This window comes from Streptomyces musisoli, from assembly GCF_016741855.1.
Classification (GTDB): Bacteria; Actinomycetota; Actinomycetes; order Streptomycetales; family Streptomycetaceae; genus Streptomyces; species Streptomyces musisoli.
On the sequence record NZ_JAERRH010000018.1, the window covers coordinates 90,498 to 103,649 of the forward strand.

12 protein-coding genes are annotated in these 13,152 nt (G+C 72.7%); 10 read left to right on the forward strand and 2 right to left on the reverse strand.

Annotated elements, in window-relative coordinates; translation table 11 throughout:
* Nucleotides 1-228: 228 nt before the first annotated feature.
* From JK361_RS32530 to JK361_RS32540, 3 genes are all read left to right on the forward strand, one after another.
* Nucleotides 229-1,596 carry a C39 family peptidase gene (locus JK361_RS32530; protein WP_201825237.1) on the forward strand — a complete coding sequence of 456 codons (1,368 nt, stop codon included), beginning with the start codon at nucleotides 229-231 and terminating at the stop codon, nucleotides 1,594-1,596.
* Between the two features lie 115 nt (nucleotides 1,597-1,711).
* Nucleotides 1,712-1,852, forward strand: a complete 141-nt coding sequence (locus JK361_RS32535) for an SCO1431 family membrane protein (RefSeq protein ID WP_201825240.1) — start codon at nucleotides 1,712-1,714, stop codon at nucleotides 1,850-1,852.
* A gap of 219 nt (nucleotides 1,853-2,071) precedes the next feature.
* A complete protein-coding gene (locus JK361_RS32540) occupies nucleotides 2,072-2,725 on the forward strand; it encodes a TetR/AcrR family transcriptional regulator (RefSeq protein WP_372448763.1) in 654 nt (217 codons plus the stop codon).
* Between the two features lie 53 nt (nucleotides 2,726-2,778).
* On the opposite strand, the gene JK361_RS32545 is transcribed toward JK361_RS32540, so the two are convergent.
* Entirely contained in the window at nucleotides 2,779-4,008 is a 1,230-nt protein-coding gene (locus JK361_RS32545; RefSeq protein WP_201825242.1) for a glycoside hydrolase family 18 protein, read from the reverse strand.
* Between the two features lie 324 nt (nucleotides 4,009-4,332).
* Between JK361_RS32545 and JK361_RS32550 the strand changes: the two genes are divergently transcribed.
* The 3 genes from JK361_RS32550 (at nucleotide 4,333) to JK361_RS32560 (ending at nucleotide 8,059) form a co-directional block, all read left to right on the forward strand.
* Nucleotides 4,333-5,505 (forward strand): acyl-CoA dehydrogenase family protein, encoded by a 1,173-nt coding sequence (locus tag JK361_RS32550; protein ID WP_201825244.1) that lies wholly within the window; start codon nucleotides 4,333-4,335, stop codon nucleotides 5,503-5,505.
* Nucleotides 5,506-5,849: 344 nt separating this feature from the next.
* Complete coding sequence (locus JK361_RS32555; RefSeq protein WP_201825245.1) at nucleotides 5,850-6,950, forward strand: Rv3169 family protein; 1,101 nt, start codon at nucleotides 5,850-5,852, stop codon at nucleotides 6,948-6,950.
* 11 nt (nucleotides 6,951-6,961) lie between these two features.
* The gene (locus JK361_RS32560) at nucleotides 6,962-8,059 is read left to right on the forward strand and encodes a phosphotransferase family protein (RefSeq protein ID WP_201825247.1); all 1,098 of its coding nucleotides are present in this window, start codon (nucleotides 6,962-6,964) and stop codon (nucleotides 8,057-8,059) included.
* Nucleotides 8,060-8,065: 6 nt separating this feature from the next.
* Here JK361_RS32560 and JK361_RS32565 read toward each other — a convergent pair whose 3' ends face one another.
* Nucleotides 8,066-8,500, reverse strand: a complete 435-nt coding sequence (locus JK361_RS32565) for a hypothetical protein (protein WP_201825249.1) — start codon at nucleotides 8,498-8,500, stop codon at nucleotides 8,066-8,068.
* Nucleotides 8,501-8,734: 234 nt separating this feature from the next.
* Between JK361_RS32565 and JK361_RS32570 the strand changes: the two genes are divergently transcribed.
* The 4 genes from JK361_RS32570 to fxsA all read left to right on the forward strand — a co-directional run bounded on the left by JK361_RS32570 (nucleotide 8,735) and on the right by fxsA (nucleotide 12,978).
* On the forward strand, nucleotides 8,735-9,175 hold the full coding sequence (locus tag JK361_RS32570) for an Lrp/AsnC family transcriptional regulator (RefSeq protein ID WP_201825251.1): 441 nt from the start codon (nucleotides 8,735-8,737) through the stop codon (nucleotides 9,173-9,175).
* Between the two features lie 52 nt (nucleotides 9,176-9,227).
* Complete coding sequence (locus JK361_RS32575; RefSeq protein ID WP_201825253.1) at nucleotides 9,228-10,832, forward strand: amidohydrolase; 1,605 nt, start codon at nucleotides 9,228-9,230, stop codon at nucleotides 10,830-10,832.
* A gap of 575 nt (nucleotides 10,833-11,407) precedes the next feature.
* Nucleotides 11,408-12,214 carry a polyprenol monophosphomannose synthase gene (locus tag JK361_RS32580; protein ID WP_201825255.1) on the forward strand — a complete coding sequence of 269 codons (807 nt, stop codon included), beginning with the start codon at nucleotides 11,408-11,410 and terminating at the stop codon, nucleotides 12,212-12,214.
* A gap of 212 nt (nucleotides 12,215-12,426) precedes the next feature.
* Nucleotides 12,427-12,978 carry an FxsA family membrane protein gene (gene fxsA, locus JK361_RS32585; RefSeq protein ID WP_201825257.1) on the forward strand — a complete coding sequence of 184 codons (552 nt, stop codon included), beginning with the start codon at nucleotides 12,427-12,429 and terminating at the stop codon, nucleotides 12,976-12,978.
* Nucleotides 12,979-13,152: the final 174 nt, after the last annotated feature.

The following is a 13,152-nucleotide window of genomic DNA, read 5'->3' on the forward strand; positions in this document are numbered from 1 at the left end:
CTCGCGCTCACCCGGGCCGGGAGGCGCCCCCAGGCCGGCCCGGGTGGGTTCGGGGGCCCCGCGTCGGCGGCCCCCCGGCCCGGGTCACACCCCTTCCACTGGTCCAGACCAATATTCGTGTCGCGGCATGCGCCGAAGTGCTGGCCGGGGGGCCGGGCCTGCTCCATAGTTGGCGCACAACGTGCACCGGACCAGCCCGACTCGGACACCCTGGGGGTCATCGCGCCCATGAGCAGAGCCGAACAGCCGTCCCGCAGAACCGTCCTGGCGGTAGCCGTCGCCGCGGCGGTGACCGGCACAGCCGCCCCCGCTGCCGCCGCGGCACCGCGTCCCGCCGACACCGGCGATCCGGGCCGGGCGCAGGACCGCCCGATCGACTACCACGCCTGGACCACGCACCGCGACTGGCGCTGCGGGACCGCGCAGGGCGCCCGGCCCGTCGCCGGCCGCCGGCCCGGCGTCGTGATCGGCGCCCCCGCCGGCCGTACCGACTACACCGACCCGCACACCGGCACCACCGCCGCCTGGGAGTACGCCACCTGGACCTCCCCGGTGCACCGGCTCACCGTGCCCGCGACCGAGGTCGTCGCCTCCTGGAACGCGCACACCCCCGACGGCACCTGGCTCCAGGTCGAGCTGCTCGGCACGTACTCCGACGGCACGGACACGCCCTGGTACGTGATGGGCCGCTGGGCGGCCGGCGACCAGGACATCCGGCGGACCTCGGTGGACGACCAGACCGACGGCAGGAGCACCATCTGGACCGACACCTTCGCCATCGACGACGCGAGCACCGGGCTGCGCCTGACGTCGTACCGGCTGCGCCTCACCCTGTACCGCCGGCCCGGCACGCATCTCACGCCGACCGTCTGGCGGCTGGGCGCGATGGGCTCCGACATCCCCGACCGTTTCACCGTCCCGGCCTCCACCCCCGGCCTCGCCCAGGAATTGGCCGTCCCGCGCTACTCGCAGGAGATCCACAAGGGTCAGTACCCCGAGTACGACAGCGGCGGCGAGGCGTGGTGCAGCCCGACCTCCTCACAGATGATCATCGAGTACTGGGGCGGCAGGCTCACCCGCGAGCAGCTGTCCTGGGTCGACCCGGCCTACGCCGACCCGCAGGTCGACCACGCGGCCCGCTTCACCTACGACTACCAGTACGAGGGCTGCGGCAACTGGCCCTTCAACGCGGCCTACGCCGCCACCTTCGAGGGCCTCCAGGCCGTGGTCACCCGGCTCGCCTCCCTCACCGACCTGGAGACGCTGATCGCGTCCGGGATCCCGGCCATAACGTCCCAGTCCTTCCGCAAGGACGAACTGACCGGTGCGGGGTACGGCACCTCCGGGCACCTGATGACCGTGATCGGCTTCACGGCGGACGGCGACGTGATCGCGAACGATCCGGCCTCGCCGGGCGACGAGGCGGTGCGACGGGTGTATCTGCGCCGGGAGTTCGAGAACATCTGGCTGCGGACCAAGCGGTACAACGCCTCAGGGAAGGTCGTCTCCGGCACCGGAGGGGTCTGCTACCTCTACTTCCCGGCCCACCCGAGCCCGCGCCAGCGCAAGGCGCTCGCCGCGGTGGGCGTGCACTGACCCGGCCCGGGGCGTGTGAGCAAGCTCATCGCCCCGAACGTCGTCGCGGATGGCAAGGTGGACGGATGTGACGGGGGGATTCGACCATGTACGTCCGACCTTTGCGAGTAACACCATGACCGCACACCCGGCCACCGCCACCCGCGTCCGCACGGGCGGTCCCCAGGAGGACGGCCCGGAGATCGTCGAGCACGTCATGGGCTGGGTCCTCGTCGCGGTGTTCGCGATGCTCGTGACCCAGCTCGGCCTGCTCTGAGCCCACGCCCCACGGGCCCTCCGGCGAATCCAGCTCTCCGGCGGATCCGGTTCTCCGGCCGATCCGGCCCCATGTCGATCCGGCACGACCCCGGCCGATCCCGCAGGGCCCTCCGGCACTCTCTGACCGACCGCCCGGACGGTTCGGTACCGACCGCCTCCGGGCGCGGCATGTTCTGACATACTGCGGATGTCCCGCCGCGCCTAGACAGGGTCGATCGTGAACTTGCCGCAGCAGCGTGCCGCCACCCAGGTGCGCCGCACCGAGCGCTCCACGGCGCGTCGCGCCGAACTCATCGCCATCGGGCGGAAGTTGTTCGCCGACACGTCTTACGACGCGCTGTCCATGGACGACATCGCCCGCCACGCCCGGGTCGCCAAGGGTCTGATCTACTACTACTTCCGGTCCAAGCGCGGCTACTACCTGGCGATCATCCAGGACTCCGTCGCCGAGCTGGTCACCTCCGCCGCCGGCGGCCTCCGGCTGCCCGCCGTGGACCGCGTGCACCGCACCATCGACGGCTACCTGCGCTACGCCGAGAACCACCAGGCCGCCTACCGCACCATCGTCAGCGGCGGTGTCGGTTTCGACACGGAGGTGCACGCGATCCGCGACGGCGTGCGCGAGGCGATCATCGCCACGATCGCCGAGGGTGCCTACGGCCGGGCCGACATCGCCCCGGCGGCCCGGATGGGCCTGCTCGCCTGGGTGTGCAGCGTGGAGGGCGCCACCCTGGCCTGGACAGACCGCCCCGAACTGGCCCGCGACACCATGCGCGAGCTGCTGGTGAAGACGCTCGGCGGAGCCCTGCGCGCCATCGAGGAGCTGGACCCCGCCTACCCGGCCCCGCCGCCCGCCCGCCGGGACGGCTGAGAGCGGACGAGCGGAGACCCGGCGGCCTCCGCTCGCGGTCGAGTGCCCCGGCGCTAGTTGATCGCCTTGATCAGCTCACCGTTCGCGGTGTCGCCGCTCAGCTCCCAGAAGAAGGTGCCGCCGAGCGCCTGCCGGTTCTTGTACGCCATCTTCGTGGCGATGGTCGCCGGGGTGTCGTAACTCCACCAGTTGTTCCCGCACTTGGCGTAGGCCGTGCCGCCCACCGTGCCGGTCGCCGGGCACTTGGTCTTGAGCACCTTGTAGTCGTCGATGCCCTGCTCGTACGTGCCGGCCGCGGGGCCCGTGGCCGTGCCGCCGGGGGCCGCCTGGGTGACCCCGGTCCAGCCGCGGCCGTAGAAGCCGATGCCGAGCAGCAGCTTCGAGGCCGGGATGCCGAGACCCTTGAGCTTGGCGACGGTCGCCGAGGTGTGGTAGTCCGCCTTCGGGATGCCCGGGTAGGAGTTCAGCGGGGAGTGCGGGGCGGTCGGGCCGGCCGCGTCCCAGGCGCCGAAGTAGTCGTACGTCATCGGGTTGTACCAGTCGACGTACCGGGCGGCGCCGGCGTAGTCCGCCGCGTCGATCTTGCCGCCGCTCGTGGCGTCCGCGGTGATCGCCGCGGTCACCAGGCTCCCGGAGAACTTCGACCGCAGGGCCGCCATCAGGTTGCTGAACGCCTCCCGCCCGCTGGTGTCGCAGCTGTTGCCGCAGGCGTTCGGGTACTCCCAGTCGATGTCGATGCCGTCGAAGACGCCCGCCCACTTGGAGTTCTTCACCAGGTCGTAGCAGGACTGGGCGAACGCGGCGGGATTCCTCGCGGCCTCGCCGAAGCCGCCGGACCAGGTCCAGCCGCCGAAGGACCACAGGATCTTCAGACCCGGGTGCTTCTTCTTCAGCTTCAGCAACTGGTTGAAGTTGCCGCGCAGCGGCTGGTCCCACGTGTCGGCGACGCCGTCGACGGACTCGGCCGCCGTGTAGGCCCGGTCGGTGGCCGCGTAGGAGTCGCCCATCGCGCACTTGCCGCCGGTGACGTTGCCGAAGGCGTAGTTGATGTGGGTGAGCCGCGCCGCGGAGCCCGAGGTCTCGATGTTCTTGACGTAGTACTTGCGGTCGTAGGTGCCCCATTCGGTGAAGTAGCCGACGACCTTGGAGCCGGCCTTCACCTGCGGGGCGCTCGGTGCCGCCGCGGTCGCCGTGCCCGTGCCGGCGAGCAGGCCGGCTCCGAGGGCGGCGGTACACGCGGCCGAGACGAGCGCCCGGACGAGGGAGCGCTGGGGAGTGTGCATCGGGTGTCTCCTCGTGGGGGGAGGGGAACGCGCGCCGATTGGCATGAACGCGGTAAAGCGTTGGTCATGCACAGTAGGAGGACTAGACCATTAGGTCAATGGTTCGGACCAATATCCGCCCTGGTGGGTGCCCGGACTGGATTCCTGAAGTGAGCGGTCGTTAACTGGTGACGGGAGGTCGCCGATCGGGCATACTCACAGCGCATGCCGCTGGTCAGCAGCTTCCGAGACCCGGGAGCGGGCGCCGTCGGCACAGCGATCAGGCGGAGCCGCCCCCACCACGGGCCGTACCGCCGGTATCCGAACAGGGAGGAGCCCGACGCCATGTCCGACCGCGACCCGCAGCCGGTGGAGCGTCAACTGCCGACGGAAGAGGCGAGGGATCTGCTCGCCCTCGTCCGGGAGATCGCCCAGCGCGAGATCGCGCCGAGGGCCGCGGAGGAGGAGGACGCGGGACGCTTCCCGCGCGAGATCTTCACCCTGCTGTCCGAATCAGGCCTGCTGGGCCTGCCGTACGCCGCCGAGTACGGCGGCGGCGACCAGCCCTACGAGGTCTACCTCCAGGTCCTGGAGGAGCTGGCCGCGGCCCGGCTCACCGTCGGCCTCGGCGTCAGCGTCCACACGCTCGCGTCCTACTCGCTCGCCACCTACGGCGCCAAGCAGCAGCAGGTCGAGCACCTGCCCGCCATGCTGGGCGGCGGCCTGCTCGGCGCGTACTGCCTGTCCGAGCCGTCCTCCGGCTCCGACGCGGCCTCCCTGCGCACCAAGGCCGTCCGGGACGGTGACGAGTGGGTCATCGACGGCACCAAGGCCTGGATCACCCACGGCGGCATCGCCGACTTCTACACCGTGATGGCCCGCACCGGCGAGGACGGCCCGCGCGGCATCACCGCCTTCCTGGTGCCCGGCGACGCACCCGGCCTCAGCGGTGCGGCGCCCGAGAAGAAGATGGGCATGAAGGGCTCGCCCACCGCGCAGGTGCACTTCGACGGCGTCCGCGTCCCGGACGACCGGCGTATCGGCGAGGAGGGCCAGGGCTTCTCCATCGCCCTGTCGGCGCTCGACTCCGGCCGGCTCGGCATCGCGGCCTGCGCCATCGGCGTCGCCCAGGCCGCCCTGGACGAGGCGGTCCGCTACGCCACCGAGCGCCGCCAGTTCGGCCGGCCCATCGCCGACTTCCAGGGTCTGCGCTTCATGCTCGCCGACATGGCCACCCAGATAGAGGCGGGCCGCGCGCTGTACCTGGCCGCGGCCCGGCTGCGGGACGCGGGCAGGCCGTTCGCCAAGCAGGCCGCCATGGCCAAGCTGCACTGCACCGACGCGGCCATGAAGGTCACCACGGACGCGGTGCAGATACTGGGCGGCTACGGCTACACCGCCGACTTCCCGGCCGAGCGCTACATGCGCGAGGCCAAGGTGCTGCAGATCGTCGAGGGCACCAACCAGATCCAGCGCATGGTCATCGCCCGTCACGTGGCGGGGCCAGAAGGTCGCTGAACTGGCCCGTCAGGACCGTCGGGGCCGCCAGCCTGATCCACTCCGGGTCGTGGCGGCCCGGCAGGGTGCGGCCCCGGTCGGCCCAGGCCCGCATCAGATCGCGGTAGATCGGCGGGTCCTGCGGCGCGGGCGGCGGAACCGATTCTGCCGGGCGAGGGACGAAGATTCGGCGCTGACGCCCGGTCGCCGGGTACGTGGGGGTCATACCCGGGCAACGCGGCGACGGCCGGACAGGTCACCCTCCGGCGGAATCGTGCGTCAGTCCATACCCGTCCGGTCCACTCTCTGGCCACCTCCGGTCGGCTGACGTACCGTCAGCTGACCATCGACCAGGGGGTGTGCGCGTGGCCGACGACCGTCCCGTACCGCTTGACGAGTACCCCGTGCACCAGGTGCCGCTCTCCATGAAGCACGTGGCGACCGGCGACCGGAACGCCTACGACCGCTGCATCTTCCACGTCCTCGACCACGAGGGCCGCGCACTGCTCATCCTCGGCCTCGGCGTCTACCCCAACCTCGGCGTGATCGACGCCTACGCCACCCTCCGCACCGGGGACACCCTGCACGCCGTACGCGCCTCGGACGCCCTCGGCGAGGACCGGATGCGGCTCGCCGTCGGTCCCCTGCGCATCGAGGTCCCCCGCCCGCTCGAACGGCTGCGCCTGATCTGCGAGGACGAGCAGCTGTCCTACGACCTCACCTGGACCGCCGCCTTCCCCGCCCTCTGGGAGCCGCACCACCTCCAGCGCCGGGGCGACCGGCTCACCCTGGAGGGCCGCCGCTTCGTCCAGGCCGGCACGGCGGAAGGCGTGATCCGGGCCGCGGGAACCGAGTTCCGGGTCACCGCCGACGACTGGACCGGCACCCGGGACCGCAGCTGGGGCGTGCGGCCGATACCCGGCGAGGACGGAGGCCGGCTCGCCGCGGAGCATCCCGCCGAGGGCTTCCACTGGATCTGGTGCCCGGTCCGCTTCGACGACCGTTTCCTGATGGTCGTCACCCAGGAGGACGCCGACGGCCACCGCTGCCTGAACGACGCGACCCTCGTGCGGCCCGGCCACCGGGACCGCCAACTGGGCTGGCCGCAGACCGAGATCGGCTACCGCTCCGGCACCCGTCACCCGGAACGGGCGGTCGTCCACCTCGGCGACGCCCGGGCGCCGCTGAAGCTGGACGTCGAGATCCTCGCCTCGTCGCCGCTCGCCCTCGGCGCGGGCTACCCGCCGGCGGACGACTGGCAGCACGGCGCCTGGCGGGGCCCCGGCTGGACCGACCGCCGCACCTACGACATGACCCTGCCCCACCCCCTGGCCGGCTACGGCGTCACCGACCACTCCGCCCGGTTCCGGCTCGACGGGCGGACGGGATACGGCGTCTTCGAGCACGGCTCGTTCGGCCGGCACGATCCGAGCGGCTTCACCGGCTTCGACTCGGTCGCGCCCTGAGGGAGGACGAGATGGCCACCGCTCCGCGCCCCCGCACCAGCACCCGGGACCCCGGGGAACTGACCCGGCGCCTCACCGCCTGGCTCGGCACCCGGCTGCCCGGCGCCGAGGCGGCCGGCGTCACCGTACCGGCCTCCAACGGCATGTCCAGCGAGACCCTGCTGTTCGACCTCGACCACCCCCGGCCGCCCGTCCCCTCCTGCGCGTTGCGGCTGGCCGCGGACCCCGCCGCGTACACCGTCTTCCCGGAGTACGACCTGGCCCGCCAGTACCGCACCCTGAAGCTCGTCGCCGAGCGCACCGACGTGCCCGTGCCCCGCGTGCTGTGGCTGGAGGAGGACCCGGCCCCGCTCGGGGCGCCGTTCTTCGTCATGGAACGGGTCGCCGGCCGTGTGCCGCCGGACGTCATGCCCTACACCTACGAGGGCAGTTGGCTGCACGCTGCGAGCGAGGCCGAACGCGAACACCTGGAGGCGGCCACGGTCGGCCTGCTGGCCCGGCTGCACGACCGGATCCCGGCGGCCGAGGCCGGGTTCCTCGCCCTGCCGGGCCCAGGCGACGCACTGCGCCGGCACGTGACGGCCCAGCGCGCCTACTACGCCTGGGTGACCGACGGTCTCGCCCGCTCGCCCCTCATCGAGGCCGCGTTCGACCGGCTGGAGCAGCTGTGGCCCCGCGAACCCGGCGAACCCGTCCTCACCTGGGGGGACGCGCGCATCGGCAACGTCGTCTACGACGGCTTCGACCCCGTCGCCGTACTGGACTGGGAGATGGCGGCGCTCGCCCCGCGCGAGGTGGACCTCGGCTGGACGATCTACCTGCACCGGTTCTTCCAGGACCTCACGACCGGCTCCGGACAGCGGGGGCTGCCCGGTCTCCTGCGCCGCGACCGGGTCGAGGCCCGCTATGCGCGGCTGACCGGCCACACCCCGCGCGACATGGACTTCTACACCCTGTACGCCGCCCTGAGGCACGCGATCGTCATGCTGCGCATCGCCTACCGGCAGGTGCACTTCGGGGAGGCCGCCGTCCCGGCGGACCCGGACACGCTGATCCTGCACCACGGCAGTCTGCGCGCCATGGTGCAGGGCACGTACTGGCAGGGGTGAGGCGGCTCAGGCGGCCTGGCGGCGCATCGCCGGCACGCGCATCGGGCGCGAGCCCGGGCCGCCGACGTGCGAGAAGGGCTGCGTCCGCCAGTCCAGGCCCTGGGGGAGCGTCAGCAGCAGGGCCATGTCCTGCTCCTGCGGCTCGAAGGACTCGTCCGCGGGGCGGGCCCCGGCCGCCGAACGGCCCGTACCCGCGCACACCGTGAGCCCGAACGGGTTCCACGGCGAGGCGCACAGCGCGTGCTCCGGCAGGAACTCCTCGTCCGCCAGCAGCGCGATCGGCTGCGCGCAGTCCGGGCAGATCACCCGGTACATCTCGAAGGTGTCATAGGCGTCCAGCTCGTCCTCGAAGGCGTCGGCTCCGACACCCTCCGGCTCGGGCTCGGCGACCTGCTGCTGCCGTGCGGACGCGGATCGACCAGGGCGATGGGTACTCTGCATGGTTTTCTCCCCCTAAGGCTGGGCCGAGAAGGCGCTGCGGCCTCGACCACAGCAAGCACTTCCCGTCCGCTCTCGGCGGTAATCACGAAGACATCACGGAGCCCGCTCGTGCCGTGTGGTGTTCGTCACATGCCGCTCGGAGGTGCCCGTCCCGGCGATTTTTCTGCCGAACGGGGAATGACCTGCGTCTCTCCGGTATCCGATGAGATCAAGAGCCCTGTAGGTTCTGTCGGCATGGAGGAGCTGGACCGACAGATCGTGCAGCTGCTCGTCAAGGACGGGCGGATGAGCTACACAGACCTGGGCAAGGCCACGGGCCTGTCCACGTCGGCCGTGCACCAGCGGGTGCGCCGGCTGGAGCAGCGTGGCGTCATCCGCGGCTATGCCGCGGTGGTCGACCCGGAGGCCATCGGGCTGCCCATGACCGCGTTCATCTCGGTGAAACCGTTCGACCCCAGCGCCCCCGACGACATCGCGGACCGCCTCGCCGGCGTCCCCGAGATCGAGGCCTGCCACAGCGTGGCCGGCGACGAGAACTACATCCTCAAGGTGCGCGTGTCCACCCCGCACGAACTGGAGGAACTGCTGGCCCGGCTGCGCTCGCTGGCCGGCGTCTCCACCCGCACCACGGTGGTCCTGTCCACCCCGTACGAGGCGCGTCCCCCGAAGATCTGAACCGGCCGCCCCGGTGCCCGGCGTGCCCCGCGCACGCGAGAGACTGTGCCCCATGAGTGAGCAGTCCGCCGAGCCCGAGACCGTCCTCCTGCGCCGCGGGGAGGTGCACAGCCCGGCCGACCCCTTCGCCACCGCGATGGTGGTGGAGCGCGGCCAGGTCGCCTGGGTCGGCTCCGAGGGCGCCGCCGACGCCTTCGCCGACGGCGTGGACGAGGTCGTCGACCTGGACGGCGCCCTGGTCACCCCGGCCTTCACCGACGCCCATGTGCACACCACCGCCACGGGCCTCGCCCTGACCGGCCTCGACCTGTCCGGGACCCCTTCTCTGGAGGCGGCCCTCGCGCGGATCCGCGAGTTCGCCGCCGCCCGCCCCGGCGACCGGGTCCTGCTGGGCCACGGCTGGGACGCCGCCCGCTGGCCCGGCGGCCGCCCGCCGACCCGCGAGGAGCTCGACGAGGCCACCGGCGGACGCCCCCTGTACCTGTCCCGCATCGACGTGCACTCGGCGGTCGTCACCACCGCCCTGCTGGACCTGGTCCCCGGTGACGTTGCCCGCGAGGACGCCCCGCTCACCCGGGACGCCCACCACGCCGTCCGCGAGGCCGCCCTCGCCGCCGTCACCCCCGCCCAGCGCGCCGAGGCCCAGCGCACCGCCCTGGCCCACGCCGCCTCCCTCGGCATCGGCACCGTGCACGAGTGCGGCGGCCCGCAGATCTCCTCCGAGGACGACTTCACCGCCCTGCTGCGGCTGGCCGCCGAGGAGCCGGGGCCGCGCGTGGTCGGCTACTGGGCCGAGCAGGACACCGCCAAGGCGCGCGAACTGGGCGCGGTCGGTGCCGCGGGCGACCTCTTCGCCGACGGCGCCCTCGGTTCGCACACCGCCTGCCTGCACGAGCCGTACGCCGACGCCGGCCACACCGGCACCGCCTACCTGGACGCCGACGCCGTCGCCGGCCATGTGGTGGCCTGCACCGAGGCGGGTCTTCAGGCCGGCTTCCACGCCATCGGCGACGCGGCCGTGTCCGCTGTGGTCGAGGGCGTGCACACCGCCGCCGAGAAGCTGGGCCTCGCCCGGATCCGCGCCGCCCGGCACCGCGTCGAGCACGCCGAGATGCTCACTCCCGAGACCGTGGCCGGCTTCGCCGAGCTGGGCCTGATCGCCTCGGTCCAGCCCGCCTTCGACGCGCTGTGGGGCGGCGAGGAGGGCATGTACGCCCGTCGGCTGGGCGCGGAGCGGGCCCGCGCCCTCAACCCGTTCGCCGCGCTGCTCCGCGCCGGCGTACCGCTGGCGTTCGGCTCCGACAGCCCGGTCACCCCGCTCGACCCGTGGGGCACGGTCCGTGCCGCCGCCTTCCACCACACGCCCGAGCACCGGATCTCGGTCCGCGCCGGGTTCACCGCGCACACCCGCGGCGGCTGGCGGGCCGTCGGCCGGGACGACGCGGGTGTCCTGGTCCCCGGCGCGCCCGCCGACTACGCCGTCTGGCGGACGGACGAGCTGATCGTGCAGGCTCCCGACGACCGGGTGGCCCGCTGGTCCACCGACCCGCGCTCGGGCACCCCCGGCCTGCCCGATCTCTCCCCGGGCCGTGACCTGCCGGTCTGCCTGCGGACCGTGGTGGGCGGACGGACGGTGTTCGTACGGCCGGGCGAGTGATCTCCCCGGGTGGCGCGGCGGCGGGCCCCCGCCGCGGTCCCGCCGCCCGACCTGCGCATCCTCTCCACGGGCCCCGCCACCGGTGTGGTCGGGCCAGGTGGGGCGGCTGTTGACAGTCGGCCGCCAGGGGCCGGTAGGTTCGTCCGAGTCCACCACCGGACGCCCGACCGGGGAGCGTTCAGACGGCTCGTCGCAGCGCCGCTGGGTCAGGGACGGTGTGCCGCACCGGGGCACCGCCACTGGGAGCCAGGCTCAGCGCCCGCGCCGACGAGGGAACGTTCCAGCTGGTCGGCCAGGTGTGACCCGGGTGGGGCCCGGGCGCTCAGTAGACAACGGCTTTCGGTCGATCCGCAGCCAGCGGGTCCCAGGTCGGCCCGAAGGGCGCCGGGCCCCCATCCGCCGAGGTACGAAAGTCACGGTGTTCGAAGGTACCGGGAGAGCGGTGGGGGCCAGCCGAAAACCGCATTCTTACCCCGCTCTCGTGGAATCGACACCACCATACGTAGGCGATGTCATGTCATCCCAGGCCGTGGCCACTATGGTGGACCCCTGAGTAACAACATGAAGGGGCAGCAGTGAACGACGGCGACGGGACCCTCGCGGCCAAGGCCCACGGGAGGCAGTTCGGCCCGCTCGGCACGGCCTTGGTGATCATTCCGACCTACAACGAGGCGGAGAACATCAAGAGCATCGTCGGCCGGGTGCGCAAAGCCGTCCCCGAGGCGCATGTACTGATCGCGGACGACAACAGCCCCGACGGCACCGGCAAGCTGGCCGACGAGCTGGCCGCCGAGGACGACCACGTCCAGGTGCTGCACCGCAAGGGCAAGGAGGGCCTCGGCGCCGCCTACCTCGCGGGCTTCCGCTGGGGCCTGGAGCGGGACTACGGCGTGCTGATCGAGATGGACGCCGACGGCTCCCACCAGCCCGAGGAACTGCCCCGGCTGCTCACCGCCCTCAAGGGGGCCGACCTGGTCCTCGGCTCCCGCTGGGTGCCCGGCGGCCGCGTGGTGAACTGGCCGAAGTCCCGGGAGTTCCTCTCGCGGGGCGGCTCCACCTACTCGCGGCTCATGCTCGACGTGCCGATCCGGGACGTGACGGGCGGCTTCCGGGCCTTCCGCGCCGAGACCCTGGAGGGCCTCGGCCTCGGCGAGGTCGCCTCGCAGGGCTACTGCTTCCAGGTCGACCTGGCCCGCCGCGCGGTGAAGGCCGGCTACCACGTCGTCGAGGTCCCCATCACCTTCGTCGAGCGCGAGCTGGGCGACTCCAAGATGAGCCGGGACATCGTGGTCGAGGCGCTGTGGCGGGTCACCGCCTGGGGCGTCGGGGACCGCATCGGCAAGCTCACCGGCAAGGACAAGGACAAGGACAAGCACGCCTAGGGTCCTTCGTCCGGGTCAGGCCGGGTCAGGCCGGGTCAGGGAGCGGGATCTGGTGGGGGGCACCTCCCGCTCTGGTGAAGCCGACAGAGGGGGAGCGGTGCCGGGCCCCGCGAGCCCGGCACGATCCGGACGAGAGGCCCTGGCGCACGGTGCCCGGCGCGGGCCGGTCATCCCTTATCCCGCGCTGAGCCGCGCCCAGGCACACTGGGAGCATGACGACTGGCGCTCCGACCTCTCCGTACACCGCCCGCCGCCGGCCCTCCAGGCTGCGCAGGTACCTGCCGCTGGGCATCGCCGCGTGGCTGGTGCTGGAGATCTGGCTGCTGACCCTGGTCGCGGGCGCGGCGGGCGGCCTCACGGTGTTCCTGCTGCTCGTGGCGGGCCTCGTGGCCGGCTCCGTGGTGATCAAGCGGGCAGGCCGCCGCGCCTTCCGGAGCCCGAACGAGGCGCTCCGGCAGGGCGGCTCGCCGGAGCGCGGCGGCGGCAACGGCCTGATGATGCTCGCCGGCCTGCTGCTGATGATCCCCGGTATCGTCTCGGACGCGGCCGGTCTGCTCCTGCTGCTCCCGCCGGTGCAGAAGGCGGTGAGCCGCTTCGGGGAGAACGCCCTGGACAGGAGCCTGCGCAAGGCCGCCCCGGGCAGCCTGGGCAATGTGTTCCAGCAGGCCCGCATGCACCGGCCCGACGGCAAGGTGGTGCAGGGCGAGGTCATCCGGGAGGACCGCTCCGAACCGGGGGAGCAGTGGCCCCCGCTCACCCGCTGAGCCCTCGGCCCGTAGCGTCCGGGCGGCGGAAGACCGAGCCGGTCAACCGGTGTCCGGACAGGCCGTCCGGGCTGGCCTGAGGTGCAGCCCCCGTCCGCACGAGCGGTCGGGCGACGAGCCGTCGGGCGACGAGCCGAGCCGTGCGGGCAAACCCCCCGGAGCCGTGCGAACAGA